Source organism: Sedimentitalea xiamensis (assembly GCF_030164465.1).
GTDB lineage: Bacteria > Pseudomonadota > Alphaproteobacteria > Rhodobacterales > Rhodobacteraceae > Sedimentitalea > Sedimentitalea xiamensis.
Genome location: NZ_JASNJE010000023.1, coordinates 17,887 through 31,666, shown reverse-complemented (window position 1 = coordinate 31,666; position 13,780 = coordinate 17,887). Strand labels below are relative to the sequence as shown.

Below are 13,780 nucleotides of genomic sequence, written 5' to 3'. Positions count from 1 at the left end.
CTATTTCATCCTGTTCACTTGACGATTGGATCGCTTGTTCGCGACAAACCTGCGGTGTCGTATTCGAACGAGTGATCTTTGATGTTCAGCGTGAGGCCTGTTCCGCTCAATGCAACTTCCACCGTCTCGTCACCGGTCAACCCGTGGCACCAATGCACGGGGGGCGCGATGGTTGAAATTGGTGCCCCGAACGGTCCGATAGCGCCCTTTGGAAGGCAGAAGTTCGGGCCGCGGGCACCGAGCCGAGTTTGAATCGCTTCGTCTGCATCTGGGAAAGCTTCTGGGAAAGGAGCGGCCCGGTCGAGCGTGACAATCCCTCCTGCGCGGCCTTCCGCCAGAGCCTTGGCATCAATTCGCATTCCGTAATCCGACCAACCCATTTCGGCCTCAATCCCGGCGAGAGCATCGGGATGAGTTGATGCCTCGACCAGGTGCCGATTGTCGGCCGGGATGCGCCAGGGCGTATGGCCGATCAGGCACCGGCGGGTCAGCTCCAGGATCCGAAGGTCGAGGTAGATGCCGGCGTATCCGCCCGCATGAGGCCAGGCGCCAAGGCCGTTCTCGAAGCTTGGACCGATCGCCAGCGGCTCCAGTCCACCCTCCGGCACCATGACGTGAACGGCCGCAGTCTCGAAGCCAGCAGGTCTGCTTCGATCTGAATGGCGGTGCAGACGCCCGATGCGTTGCAGCAGCACGTCCATCGGGCACAGATCGGTGATCAGAAAATCCGCGTCGATATCCAGCGACTGCTCAAGCGTCTGCGTTCCGATCAAGACCGTTCCGTTCCCGCTGCCGCCGCGACCAAATGCGTCCTCCACCGCGGCATCAAGCGCTTGCCGATCCTCCGCGGCGAAGCGCGAATGGTGCAGGGTCGCGCGACCGCGAATGGCGAAGCATAGATCTGGCCGAGTTGCCGTAACAGCACGCCATGTATCGACGGCGGCATCGACCGTGTTTCGTATCACAAGGACGCGGGCCCCCTGCGCCGCCGCGGTCACCGCCAGATGGGCGGCCTCCATCGGGTCCATCGTCGGCACGAGAACCGGATGGACGATCTTTTCACGATTTTCGGGATCGGGACGCAGGGGAACTGAAGGAGACGCATTGTGCCAGATTGCGGGATAGCAGATGGCTTCTGCCGCGTGGAGCGAAGGAACGTCCTGCCCCAGCCATGCGGCGCGTTGTGCCGAGCCAAGTGTGGCCGACATCAGCAGGGCATGTCCGCCAAGTGCGACATGCCCGGCGACAAGCGGACGGGCGACGGCATTCATATAGGCATCCGAGGCATGTACCTCATCGATGACCAACAGGCTGCGGGTCAGAGCTGCCGCGCGCAGCGGTGCATGTTTGACGCGCAACCCGGCCAGCAGTGCCTGATCGATTGTGCCCACCGCGATCGGGGCGGCGAGAAAGCGGGTTGGATGCTCCGCAGCCCAATGCGTACGATCGTCATCCCAAAGAACACGGAAACCCGGCAGCTTCCGACCCTTCGCCTGTCCTGCCCGCAACATGCCCGGCACGGCCAGCACGGCCTCCGGGCCGCCGATACGAACCATGGCTTCATCAATACGACGATGCAACTGCCCGGCGGCGGCACGAGTCGGCACCGCGAAGTAGAGCGCGTCTACCAAACCCTCGCTCCTGAGCCGGGCAAAGTGCATGAGCGCGGCTTCGGTTTTGCCCGATCCGGTCTCTGCTTCGACCACGACAAGACGGGCGGATCTTGGCACATCGACAATTGTCTTTTGAACACCGCGTGGCTCGGGGTGGCCGGTCAGGTCTTCAAAGCTCGGTGCAGCCTTCGGCCAGGACGGTTCCGTCAGGCCGATGGCTGCCACGGCCTTTGCTGCAAGCGCCCGGGCTCTCGTGCCGTAGTTCGGGTCGAAATCGTGGACATGCGGGAAGGCATGGACGTCAGAACCAATCCAGTCGGCTAGCGCCAGCAACCCGGCGAAAAGATGAACCAGGCGAGAGGATCGAAGCGGAGCGCGGGGCATGGAAATTTCCGGAAACCAGAGCCGCAGCGCCTCGCCCATCCGGCGATCCTCGGCGCGCCAATCATAGCCAGGAACGTCCGGAAAAACGGTTCGCCGGTCGGAGGGCAGGGTCACTTCGCTGAAAGGCAGCGGTCGTCCGTGATGCGCAAGGAGTGCACTGAACCAAACCTCCTCGGCCTCTGCCTCAATGAGTGGGTCGATCAATGGCGTGGCAGCCCCATCCAGAAGCGGCTGGCCCTCGAATAACCGAATCGCCCAAATAAGCCCCTCCCACAGATGGCTGCGCGTCCCGCCGGCGACCCTGTCCTTCCACGCCTTGGCTTGGAAGCGTGGAGACAGCTTCCCGACGTCATGCAGAAAGCCGAAGGCGGAAAGCCAGGCGGTTTCCGTCGGCCCGAGCGGTGTGCCGGCGGCGGCGACTGCGCGCGCAGACAAGATCGGATGGCGCAGGAGTGCTTCAAGCACCGCTGCAACATCCATCGAATGATGGGCGAGGTGATGAGACGGCCGACCGGACCTGTCGGTTTTGCCCCATGCTGACTTTCGATACATCATCGCAACCTTGACATCACAAAGGCTTCTGATTAACGTGTCATATAGTGAATGTTCCGTAAAGAGACTAACATGCGTTTTGCTTTCAATACCGAGTTTAACTCCATACGGATGGTGGCGAGTCGAGCCATGCGAAGACGTTACCAATTCGGAGCGCACGTTGGCAGTGAATCTGACATTACGGCCCCGGAAGCCGGGGATAGACCCGTGTCCTATAGGGGAAATGTCGGATTCAGATCGTCTTCCCCAAGTGCTTTGGGGCAACAAGGGCCGGGCCGGTGAGTTTACTGACCGACCCGGTTATCTCTGTCGAACCCGGTGCCTCCTGCACGCTCCCGGGCTTGTTGTCCGCCCTTGCCCGCGATGAGGTCCGATCCTTTTTGCGCCTTCGCGCCCACCAGCGGGCAGCCTGGCATATGTTTCTGGTACAGCTCGCCGCTCTTGCGATGGATAAAATGCCCGACGCCGAGCCGCCGCGGGAAGTCGCCGTTTGGCGGGAATTGTTGCTATCTCTCACCGATGGCGCGGCCGAGCCATGGACTCTCGTGGTTAAGGATCGCAGCAGGCCCGGCTTCCTGCAGCCGCCCGACCCGGGTAAGTTGAAATGGGATCCAGTGGCGATGCCTGACGCGCTTGATCTCCTGATCACATCCAAGAACCACGACCTGAAGGTGGCAGTCGCCGACAACGCCGCTCCTGAGGATTGGGTCTACGCCCTGGTGTCGCTCCAGACATCCGAGGGCTATGGCGGGCGCGGCAATTTCGGTATCGCGCGGATGAACGGCGGTTCGTCCAGCCGGGCAATGCTGGGGCTCGCACCCGCAGGAGCGGGCGGGCGCCCCGATCCGTCCTCGTGGTGGCGGCGCGATCTAGACCTCGTATTGCGCAACCGGAATGCGCCGACAGTTCTGACGCGCGGAGGGCCGGCACTGCTCTGGACATTGCCTTGGCCCGAGGGTCGCCAAATCCCTGTGTCCGACATGGACCCGCTCGCAATCGAGGTTTGCCGACGGATCCGGCTGACAGAGGTGGACGGCGCAATCCGGGCCGAGCGGGCCGCGTCCAAGGCGGCGCGTGTCGCGGCCAAGGAATTCGCCGGGGTGCTTGATGATCCATGGGCACCGGTAAGTGTGAAGGACGCGTCGCCCAAAGCCCTGACCCTAGGTGAGGGCGGTCGTTTTCACTACCGCCGCATGGTCGAACTTCTGTCGGAAAAGGACTGGCGCGCGCCTCCTGCCGCGCGGCTTGATGGCGCGGCAGCAGGCGACATGGTGGTGGTGGCCGAGGCGCTGGCGCGAGGGAACTCGAAAACCGACGGGCTGCAATCGCGCATCCTGCCAATGCCGGCCCGCGTGTGGCGGGCAAAGGATTTGCCCGCGCGCCTGTCGACGGTCGCGGAAGCACAACTCGGCGAGATCAAGAAGGCCGACGCCGCGCTTCGGGAGGCGGTCGCGCTTTATGCGGCAGGTGGAGATTATGAGAGCGTCGGCAAACCGCAACGCCTGCGTGCCGCCGAAGCGCGCGCTCGGCTCGACGCCTTTGCGGACCGGGTGTTCTTCAACCACCTTTGGGCGCGGATTACTGCGATGGAACAGGGCCCGGACGCGCAGACCGCCGCGACACGCGCGTTTCGTGCTGCTCTGGTCGAGACGGCCCGCACCGAGTTGACCCGCGCTTTTGGAACTGTCCCTTGCGCCCGCATTCATGCGCCCCGCGCCCGGACGCGGGCGAGAAGCAGACTGGAAAGCGCCGTGCGAAAGGCGGACCTGTTGGAGACGACCAATGCCTGATGATCCTGGTGCAATTGCCCTCTCGCTCGCTGCGCAGTTGAGGCGACTGGACCCCGGCACCTTGGCCGCGCTGCGCCGCATGGGCGATGACGGGGCCGTGCCGGGCTATTGGCGACTGGCCGCGCGCCACGCGCCGCTGACTGACCGGCCGGATCGCTGGGTGTCCATCGTCCGGGCGCTGGCGATCCTGACGCCGAAAGGCGCGCCGGAAGACCGGCCGGATCTGCACGACAAAGATTGCCCACTGGGCGAAGCCCTGTGCACCGGTGGCGATCGGGACTGGCCGGGCGCGAACCTGCCCCGTCCCATGTTGAGCGAGCGCCGTCTGGCGCAGCTCATGGCCGCGCGCGGCAAGCAACGCACCATTCTGCTGACACGCGCGATCCGTGCGCTCGCCGCGTCCAAGCCCGCGGATGCAGGTATTCGCGTACCCGACATCGCCCGGGCCTTTCTTGACTCCTCCCGCCCGGATGCGCTTGCCGCCCCGTATTACCGCCGCCTTGATTGCGCCGAGCGCGATGCAGATACATCAAAGGATATGCCTGCCGATGCCTGAACCCCGTTTTCTACAAATCCACACCCTGACCTCCTACACCGCGACCTTGCTCAACCGCGATGACAGTGGCCTCGCCAAGCGCTTGACCTATGGCGGTGCCCTTCGCACGCGGGTCTCGTCGCAATGCCTCAAACGGCATTGGCGCATGGCGGAAGATCCGCATGCGCTTCACACTATTAACGGTGCGGACAAGGCGTTCCGATCGCGAGAACTGGTGACGCGCAAAGTGCTGGGGGGACTGGAACCGTCGGAAGTCGTTCAGGCCATAGAGCCTGCCTTTCAGGAAGCCGTCTACGGCGGTAAGGGCTTCAAAGAAAAACGAAGCCGCCAGACCCTGCTGTTCGGAGAACGCGAGCTCGCATGGCTGCGCGATGAGGCCAAGCGTCTCGTGGCAGAGTCCGCGGGCGATACGAAGGCGGCGGCCAAGGCAACTGAGCAGTGGGGCAAGGATTTCAAGAAGAACATTGCGGCGATGCGTGAAGCGACGGCGCTGCCCGGGGGACTTACAGCTGCGCTCTTCGGGCGGATGGTCACCTCTGACACCTCCGCCAATATCACAGCCCCTGTCCATGTCGCTCATGCGTTCACCGTTCATGGAGAGGAGAGCGAATCCGATTATTTTACGGCCGTCGATGACCTGAGCGCGGACGAACCAGGTGCCGACACCATCCAGGAAACGGAACTGACCTCCGGCCTCTTTTATGGCTACGTCGTTGTCGACTTGCCCGGCTTGATTGATAATCTCGGGTCTGCCGCGCCTGACCTCGCCGGTCCGGTCCTGCACAACCTCGTCCATCTGATTGCCGAAGTATCCCCCGGCGCGAAACTCGGGTCCACCGCACCCTACGGCCGCGCGGGGTTGATGCTGCTCGAAGCGGGCGACCGTCAGCCGCGCTCTTTGGCCGAGGCGTTCCGCGTTCCGTGCGATCCTGACATGGCATCTGCCGCCGAGGCGCTGACCGGGCACCTCGCCGCACTGGACCGCGCATATGCCACAGGTGAGGAGCGCCGCGTCCTGTCTCTGCGCAATGAGGCCTTGGATGGCGCGGCGCCCGGCACGCTCAAGGAACTGGCCGACTGGGCCGCCACTCTTCCAGCCCGGCTGTCATGAGTGGCGGTGAAATGCGCTGGTTGGTGCTGCGCCTCTGCGCGCCGATGATGTCTTTTGGCGCCGTCGCAATCGACCAGGTGGGTCCGACGGCACGCTGGCCCGGGGCCTCGATGTTGACCGGAATGCTGGGAAACGCGCTTGGCTGGGATTGGGACGACCGCACCGCGCATCAGGCGCTTCAGGACCGGCTTCTGTTCGGGGCTATCGCCCTGCGGGAGGGAGACATATTGACCGACAGCCAGAATGCCCAACTCGGGAAGACAGATCGAGGATGGACGACGCGCGGACAACCGGAAGGTCGCACGGGAGCGAGCTACGACGCACCGCATCGACGGCGGCGCGACTATATTCTGGATGCCTCCCTTCGGGTGGTATTGCGTCTGGATCCAGAAAATCAACAGCCCACACTGGACGAGGTCGCCAACGCTCTCGACCGTCCAGCCCGCCCCCTTTTCATTGGACGCAAGCCCTGTCTGCCATCCACGCCGCTGAACGGCGGATTTGTTGACGCGCCGACCGTCCACGATGCGCTCTGCGCGATCGATCGCGACAAACCCAGGCCCGCCATGTGGCCCGCGGATAAAGGCCCGTCCGGATCTCGCGCGATGGACGTCGCTGATCGCCGCGTCTGGTCCAGCGGACTGCATGGCGGAACGCGCGCAATCGTGGAGGGTATGGTGTGACGCTTCACCTCGCCCGGCTGCCGATCGACTTGCCCGCTCTTGCACGCGCAGCAGGTGAGCGCGGCTGGACCCGTGGTTCGCGCGCCACCTTTGACGAGGGCCGGGCGCTTCACCACTTGCTAGGTGAGACCTTTGGCCCCGGTGTACTTCAACCGTTTCGCCTGATCGTCGCACCCCGAGCCCGGACAGGGACGTTATGGGCCTATACCGAGGCCAATGCCGCCACTTTGCTGGAGACCGCAAAGATGGTGGCCTTGTCCGAAGCGGCTGAGGCTGCGCTGCCGCTCTCCCGCCTTGCGACCAAGACGCTGCCGGATGTTGCCGCTCCGGGCCGTCGACTGGGCTTCGACATTCGGCTGCGCCCGGTCGTGCGCCTGGCTTCCGACATCGAAACGCCTGCGGATCGCAACAAGGGCCGGCGGCACGGGTTCAAGGCGGGAGCGGAGATTGACGCTTTTCTCGCAACCGCATTGCGCAACCCCGACCGGAACGCCATGGGGGACACGGATCGCAGTCGCGAAACCGTTTATGCCGCATGGCTTGCTGATCGCCTCGCGGGCGCCGCGGAGATCGAGGACATCCGCCTTGCATCATTCCGTCGCCGCTTGGCCGCAAGGGGGGATGGACGTGGCGTTGAAGGGCCGGACGCAATTCTGCACGGCACGCTTACCGTCCGCGAACCGGACGCCTTCAGGGATCGCTTGCGCCGCGGCGTCGGCCGTCACAAAGCCTTCGGTTTCGGTATGCTGTTGCTGCGACCGCCGGGGCGACCGGTCCCGAGGAGCTAAGGATATGCTGAAAGGACGCCTGGGCCTTGACAGCGCCAAGGTTCCCCATGCGGACAGGGCGGGGCTGCTCTATCTTGCGCGTGGCCAACTGACCGCACGAGACGGAACGCTGGCCTTTCTGCGTGGCGCGGAGTCCGGACCGGACGCTCTGGCGCAGGGCGATCACGCCATTCCGCTTCAGGGCGTCTCGATGATCCTGCTCGGTCCGGGGTCGACAGTCAGTCACGACGCGCTTCGCCTGCTGGCCCATGCGCGCACTGCGCTTGCGGCTGTGGGAGAGGATGGTGTTCGTCTCTACACGGCACCGCCACTGATCCCCGACCGCTCCGGGCTCGCGCGTCTTCAGGCGCGCATTTGGGCTGACGAGGACATGCGGATCATGGTCGCCCGGCGCATGTACGCACTGCGCCTGGGTGAGGTCTTGCCGCATCGCTCCCTCGATGTGTTGCGCGGCATTGAGGGAGCCCGCGTCAAGGAAAGTTACAAGCTGACCGCAGAGCGCTTTGGCGTGCCTTGGCGCGGCCGCCGGTACGACCGGGCAAATCCCCAGGCAGCCGATCTTGCCAACCAGGCTCTCAACCACGCGGCCTCTGCCGTCGAGGCCGCTGCGGCAATTGCCGTAAGCGCGACTGCGACCGTGCCACAACTGGGTTTCATCCACGAGGACCCAGGTCAGTCGTTTGTGCTCGACATTGCCGACCTTTGGCGAGAGACGGTTACTCTGCCCTGCGCCTTCCGCGCGGCCAAGCGCGCCGAGGACAGGCCCGACATGCCTGTCGAGCGCATTGCACGGCGTCTCACCGGAGAGACCTTGGCCAGGGAGAGGATCATACCAGCCATGATCGAACGCATCAAAGCCCTGATCGAGGATGGACCATGAGCTGCAAACCAATATTTGAGGGTCGCGCGCCTTGCCAATGACGATGGTGGTCACTCGTGACGTCGAGGCGCGATATCGCGGCTTCCTCACCTCGATCATGTTGGAGGTGGCGCCAGGCATCTATGTCGCGCCGGACCTTTCGGCAGGTGTACGAACACGGGTTTGGGACGTGCTGTCGAGCTGGTACGAAACCCTCGGTCGCGGCGCCATCGTGATGGTCTGGCGCGATCCTTCGGCTACAGGTGACCTGGCGATGGAAATGCTGGGAGAGCCGCCGAAAGTGATCGTAGACGCCGATGGCATTTTGCTCGTAAAACGGGAATAGGAATCGATCAGAACATCCACGCTTTTTGACATTTTTATACTTGCCAAATACTTACCTCCTAGAGGCTCCCCCGCCCCCGCGGGGATCGACCCTCGATGAACGGGATACCGTCCGCCGCCTCACGGGCTCCCCCGCCCCCGCGGGGATCGACCCTTTCGGATTTCCTTGAAAACGGTATCGGTCATGGCTCCCCCGCCCCCGCGGGGATCGACCCGCTAGTTCGCGGTCCTTTGCCGTGATCCTCTCGGCTCCCCCGCCCCCGCGGGGATCGACCCATTCTTGGTCTGTTTTCGTTCCGTTCTTCATTGGCTCCCCCGCCCCCGCGGGGATCGACCCTGCGTCTGGTCAGGATTCATGCGGAGCCAACTGGCTCCCCCGCCCCCGCGGGGATCGACCCTGGTCAGGATCTAAAGGTATATCTGGCTGATGGGCTCCCCCGCCCCCGCGGGGATCGACCCGGCGCATCAAGCGCATTCTGAGCCGGGTTCGCGGCTCCCCCGCCCCCGCGGGGATCGACCCAGGAAGTCAGCGCCGGGGGCGAAATGGTTCGCGGCTCCCCCGCCCCCGCGGGGATCGACCCTTGCGGAATTCGTCGCTGTCCTCGCGCAAGATGGCTCCCCCGCCCCCGCGGGGATCGACCCGGTTTCGCCAGCCTCAAGCTGTTTCTTGATTGGGCTCCCCCGCCCCCGCGGGGATCGACCCGTATGCGGCGTGGACAATCTCACCGGCCTCCGGGCTCCCCCGCCCCCGCGGGGATCGACCGCTCCGCTGCCGTCCGACCGTCTTGGATGCACTGGCTCCCCCGCCCCCGCGGGGATCGACCCACGTCGAGCCCGCCGTCGCAGTCCTGCAGGACGGCTCCCCCGCCCCCGCGGGGATCGACCCAGATCTTCCGCCGTGATGCAGCAGCGGTCCGAGGCTCCCCCGCCCCCGCGGGGATCGACCCTTGCCAATGGCGTCGTTTGTGTCCTCTTTGGTGGCTCCCCCGCCCCCGCGGGGATCGACCCTTTCGCTTTACCAGCCATCGCCCGACAAAGCGGGCTCCCCCGCCCCCGCGGGGATCGACCCGCGATCCTCTTTCTCACGCGACCGATGTTTTTGGCTCCCCCGCCCCCGCGGGGATCGACCCGAATACTTTTCGATCCCGGCTCGCACATGACGGGCTCCCCCGCCCCCGCGGGGATCGACCCTTCCTGCAATTGGAGGGGCTGACCGGCGATGAGGCTCCCCCGCCCCCGCGGGGATCGACCCCTGATCTGCACCGGCGAGCGCACGGTGCAGGCGGCTCCCCCGCCCCCGCGGGGATCGACCCCGGGCACATCCGGTGCAGCGGATCATTCAGGAGGCTCCCCCGCCCCCGCGGGGATCGACCCGGGGTACCGTGCAGGCCGATTACACGCTCAGCGGCTCCCCCGCCCCCGCGGGGATCGACCCATGTGCGATAGTATTTCGGGTCGGGCGCGGTGGGCTCCCCCGCGGGGATCGACCCGGGCAGGGTCGTAGTTCAGGCGCGGTCATCGGGGCTCCCCCGCCCCCGCGGGGATCGACCCCAGGTGGCGCAGGTCGGGTTCAAACCGGTGCAGGGCTCCCCCGCCCCCGCGGGGATCGACCCCGTGATGTAGCGCGTCCAGCTCGGCGCGGTCCGGCTCCCCCGCCCCCGCGGGGATCGACCCCAGATGCGATAGGAACCGCCGCCATTGTCCCGGGCTCCCCCGCCCCCGCGGGGATCGACCCGAGGCCATCGGCGGCACACAGGTACGGCACTAGGCTCCCCCGCCCCCGCGGGGATCGACCTCTTCCAGGAGGACTACGACGTCTTGGTAGGATAGCGGATAATGCAATTACCGTCGCACGGTACAGAGAATGATGTCGCGCGGAAAGCGGCGATGCTTGAACGGCGATATACGCGGCTTTCTCAAGTTCGAAAACCGTAACTTCCCCAAGAACTGCGATTAATGCGATAGCCCCTCTTCGAGGCAGGTGATGGAACCTCTGGCGCCGTCCCCGCCGATGAAATCGACGGAAACGAAGTCGTGATCGTCTCGGAGTATGACCCGTTCGGGTAAGGCGTCGGCTCACCTCCCGCGGGTCCGGGCGCGGCGCGGGTGCGCCCCCGGGCCTATCGACGGTCGATTAACCGGTTATGCCGTTCCGAGGAACGCCGCTCAGCGACCCGGCGTTGATCACGGTGCGCTCGCGTTGGGCGGATCCCGGACATCCTCTGCGTGTGCGGACCGGTCAGGCCAGGATGCCGGAAGCTGACATTCAAATAGCGCCTTTGTTCGGCAATGTTCTGCCCTGCCGTATTACCGCTACCGGCACTATCTGCCTCATGCCGCGCGGTGGAAACACCGGTGGTCCACTTTGAAACGACGCCCACTCAAGCCGAGCAAGAAGATATGTCTGGCTGTCGCTCGACGCATCATGAAAAACGCGATACCGTCGGTTCGCGGAGGAAGCCAGGATTGACGTCGGACTCGCGGCATATCAAGCGCGTGGTGGAAATTGCGAGCCACCCGAACGCTGCGGCCAGATCACGACTGGCGGCTTCGTGGCGCCGATCATTTGAACATCACGGGCTGGATCCGGGACAGAAGGAAGGCGTGCAGCGCGTGACGGTAGAGGCCTTGACGGAGCGGCGCGAGCGATCGGAAGCGATGTTGCGCGTGGCCATGCCCAAGCTCGACACACTATTCCAGTTGGTCGGCAGTTCGGGGTGTGGGGTGCTCTTGACCGATGCCGAAGGTGTGGTACTCGACCTGCGCACCGGAGGCAGCGACCTTTCCACGTTCGAAGCCTGGGGGTTGACGCCAGGATCCGACTGGTCGGAAGCCTCGGAAGGCACCAACGGCATCGGCACCTGCATCGCCGAAGGGCGAAGGGTGATCATTCACCGCGACGAGCATTTTCACGCCCGCAACACCGGCATGAGTTGCATGGATGCGCCTATCTTCGGCCCCGAGGGAGAACTGATCGGCGCGCTCGACGTGTCCTCGGCGAGGGCCGACCAGACTGAGGCTTTCAACCAGCTGATCGCCGCGATGGTGGCCCAGACTGCCCGCCAGATCGAGACCGACAATTTCCGCGCCGCCTTTGCCGATGCACGGATCATCGTGGCGAATACGGACGACAGCGAGGCGGCGATGCTGCTGGCAGTGGACCGAGACGACCTCGTGCTGGGTGCGACCCGCGGCGCCCGCAAGGCGTTTCGGCTGAATTCGACCGGGCCGATCACCTCGGTTCCAGCATCCGACCTGTTCGGGCGTGACGACGGGCCGACGGGCTTCGAGAAGGCCGAAAGGTCGGCGGTGAATCGGGCACTTTCGCGAGCGGGCGGCAACGTTTCGGAAGCCGCGCGAATGCTGGGCGTGGGCCGGGCAACGCTTTATCGGCGCATGAAGCGGCTTGGGATCGGCGGAAATCAAGGCTGACTGTCTCAGAGGTGAGACAGGTGGAGGGTGCCGGCCGGGGTGGCCGGGCTGACGCGGAGGCGGCCTTCACACATGCTCTGTTTGTCTCCGGCGGAGGACCGGACGACCAATGGAGGATACCCAATGAACGAAATGACCCAGGTTGCGGGCGGCCACACGTCGCCTTTCAAGACCCGTTACGACAACTTCATCGGGGGCAAGTTCGTAGCGCCCGTGAAGGGCCGGTACTTCGACAACATCACGCCGATTACCGGCGCCAAGGTCTGCGAAGTGGCCCGGTCCACAGCCGAGGATGTGGAGTTGGCGCTGGACGCTGCCCATGCCGCCAAGGAAGCCTGGGGCAGGACCAGCGCGACCGACCGGTCGAACATCCTGCTGAAGATCGCTGACCGGATCGAAGAGAACCTCGACCTGATCGCCGCCGCCGAGACCTGGGACAACGGCAAGCCGATCCGGGAAACCACCGCGGCCGATATTCCGCTTTCCGTCGATCATTTCCGCTATTTCGCAGGAGTCCTGCGGGCGCAGGAAGGCAACATGTCTGAGATCGACCACGATACCGTGGCCTATCACTTCCATGAGCCGCTGGGCGTTGTCGGTCAGATCATCCCGTGGAACTTTTCGGTTCTGATGGCGGCATGGAAGCTGGCGCCGGCGCTGGCGGCGGGCAACTGCATCGTGTTGAAACCGGCCGAACAGACCCCGGCGGCGATCATGGTGTTGATGGAGTGCATCGCCGATCTCTTGCCCGATGGGGTACTGAATATCGTCAACGGCATGGGTCCGGATGTGGGCGGGCCGCTGGCTGAAAGCCCGCGCATCGCCAAGATCGCCTTTACCGGTTCGACCGAAACCGGCCGCATCATCATGAAGGCCGCCACAAAGAACCTGATCCCGGTGACCCTCGAACTGGGCGGCAAGAGCCCAAACATCTTTTTTTCGGACGTGATGGCCGAGGACGATGCCTTCCTTGACAAGGCGGTCGAGGGTTTCGTTCTGTTCGCCTTCAACCAAGGCGAGGTCTGCACTTGCCCGTCGCGGGCGCTTGTTCAGAAGGACATCTATGAGGCCTTCATCGCCCGCTGCATCGAGCGCGTGAAGGCCATCAAGCAAGGCGATCCGCGCGACATGGACACCATGGTGGGTGCACAGGCCAGCCAGGAGCAGCAGGACAAGATCATGTCCTATCTCACGATCGGCGTCGAAGAAGGGGCCGAGGTTCTGGTGGGCGGCGATGCCGCGCGCTTCAACGGTGACATTTCGGGCGGCTTCTATGTCCAACCGACGATCCTGAAGGGCCACAACAAGATGCGGGTCTTCCAGGAGGAGATCTTCGGCCCGGTGGTCTCAGTCACCACCTTCAAGGATGAGGCCGAGGCGCTGGCCATCGCGAATGACACGATGTACGGTCTGGGTGCCGGTGTCTGGACGCGCGATGGCACGCGCGCCTACCGTTTTGGCCGCAATATCGAAGCGGGACGTGTCTGGGTGAACAATTATCACGCTTACCCGGCGCACGCGGCCTTCGGCGGATACAAGCAATCGGGCATCGGCCGTGAAACGCACAAGATGATGCTCGATCACTACCAGCAAACCAAGAACATGCTGGTCAGCTACAACCCGAACAAGCTCGGCTTCTTCTGAGCTCGACGCTTTGGGTAATAGTG

Annotated in this window: 10 protein-coding genes and 2 CRISPR repeat arrays; of the genes, 9 read left to right on the top strand and 1 reads right to left on the bottom strand. The window is 64.4% G+C overall.

The features are described from left to right. Window positions 1-14 precede the first annotated feature (14 nt). Window positions 15-2,549, bottom strand: coding sequence for a CRISPR-associated helicase Cas3' (gene cas3, locus QO034_RS16435; RefSeq protein WP_284486618.1), 2,535 nt, complete (start codon window positions 2,547-2,549; stop codon window positions 15-17). 278 nt (window positions 2,550-2,827) lie between these two features. On the opposite strand from cas3, the gene QO034_RS16430 reads away from it, so the two are divergent. The 9 genes from QO034_RS16430 (at window position 2,828) to exaC (ending at window position 13,757) form a co-directional block, all read left to right on the top strand. After that, the gene (locus QO034_RS16430) at window positions 2,828-4,339 is read left to right on the top strand and encodes a hypothetical protein (RefSeq protein WP_284486617.1); all 1,512 of its coding nucleotides are present in this window, start codon (window positions 2,828-2,830) and stop codon (window positions 4,337-4,339) included. After that, window positions 4,332-4,895 (top strand): type I-E CRISPR-associated protein Cse2/CasB, encoded by a 564-nt coding sequence (locus tag QO034_RS16425; protein ID WP_284486616.1) that lies wholly within the window; start codon window positions 4,332-4,334, stop codon window positions 4,893-4,895. Before QO034_RS16430 ends, QO034_RS16425 begins: the two co-directional genes overlap by 8 nt. After that, the gene (gene cas7e / locus QO034_RS16420; protein ID WP_284486615.1) at window positions 4,888-6,006 is read left to right on the top strand and encodes a type I-E CRISPR-associated protein Cas7/Cse4/CasC; all 1,119 of its coding nucleotides are present in this window, start codon (window positions 4,888-4,890) and stop codon (window positions 6,004-6,006) included. The genes QO034_RS16425 and cas7e overlap by 8 nt, the downstream gene beginning before the upstream one ends. After that, entirely contained in the window at window positions 6,003-6,689 is a 687-nt protein-coding gene (cas5e, locus tag QO034_RS16415) for a type I-E CRISPR-associated protein Cas5/CasD (protein WP_284486614.1), read from the top strand. The genes cas7e and cas5e overlap by 4 nt, the downstream gene beginning before the upstream one ends. Then, window positions 6,686-7,477, top strand: coding sequence for a type I-E CRISPR-associated protein Cas6/Cse3/CasE (locus QO034_RS16410; protein WP_284486613.1), 792 nt, complete (start codon window positions 6,686-6,688; stop codon window positions 7,475-7,477). Before cas5e ends, QO034_RS16410 begins: the two co-directional genes overlap by 4 nt. Before the next feature lie 4 nt (window positions 7,478-7,481). Next, window positions 7,482-8,357 carry a type I-E CRISPR-associated endonuclease Cas1e gene (gene cas1e, locus QO034_RS16405; protein ID WP_284486612.1) on the top strand — a complete coding sequence of 292 codons (876 nt, stop codon included), beginning with the start codon at window positions 7,482-7,484 and terminating at the stop codon, window positions 8,355-8,357. Between the two features lie 37 nt (window positions 8,358-8,394). Continuing rightward, window positions 8,395-8,682 (top strand): type I-E CRISPR-associated endoribonuclease Cas2e, encoded by a 288-nt coding sequence (cas2e, locus tag QO034_RS16400; RefSeq protein WP_284486611.1) that lies wholly within the window; start codon window positions 8,395-8,397, stop codon window positions 8,680-8,682. A gap of 63 nt (window positions 8,683-8,745) precedes the next feature. Then, window positions 8,746-10,116: a CRISPR direct-repeat array (repeat unit 29 nt; unit sequence GGCTCCCCCGCCCCCGCGGGGATCGACCC). Window positions 10,117-10,202: 86 nt separating this feature from the next. Then, window positions 10,203-10,477: direct repeats of the CRISPR family, unit length 29 nt; unit sequence GGCTCCCCCGCCCCCGCGGGGATCGACCC. 670 nt (window positions 10,478-11,147) lie between these two features. Then, window positions 11,148-12,113 (top strand): GAF domain-containing protein, encoded by a 966-nt coding sequence (locus QO034_RS16395; RefSeq protein ID WP_284486655.1) that lies wholly within the window; start codon window positions 11,148-11,150, stop codon window positions 12,111-12,113. Between the two features lie 123 nt (window positions 12,114-12,236). Next, the gene (gene exaC / locus QO034_RS16390; protein WP_284486610.1) at window positions 12,237-13,757 is read left to right on the top strand and encodes an acetaldehyde dehydrogenase ExaC; all 1,521 of its coding nucleotides are present in this window, start codon (window positions 12,237-12,239) and stop codon (window positions 13,755-13,757) included. Window positions 13,758-13,780 lie beyond the last annotated feature (23 nt).

Coding starts and splice junctions, on each gene's coding strand:
- cas3 (WP_284486618.1), bottom strand. CDS start 2,549: ATGTATCGAAAGTCAGCATGGGGCAAAACCGACAGGTCCGGTCGGCCG.
- cas2e (WP_284486611.1), top strand. CDS start 8,395: ATGACGATGGTGGTCACTCGTGACGTCGAGGCGCGATATCGCGGCTTC.
- cas5e (WP_284486614.1), top strand. CDS start 6,003: ATGAGTGGCGGTGAAATGCGCTGGTTGGTGCTGCGCCTCTGCGCGCCG.
- cas1e (WP_284486612.1), top strand. CDS start 7,482: ATGCTGAAAGGACGCCTGGGCCTTGACAGCGCCAAGGTTCCCCATGCG.
- QO034_RS16425 (WP_284486616.1), top strand. CDS start 4,332: ATGCCTGATGATCCTGGTGCAATTGCCCTCTCGCTCGCTGCGCAGTTG.
- cas7e (WP_284486615.1), top strand. CDS start 4,888: ATGCCTGAACCCCGTTTTCTACAAATCCACACCCTGACCTCCTACACC.
- exaC (WP_284486610.1), top strand. CDS start 12,237: ATGAACGAAATGACCCAGGTTGCGGGCGGCCACACGTCGCCTTTCAAG.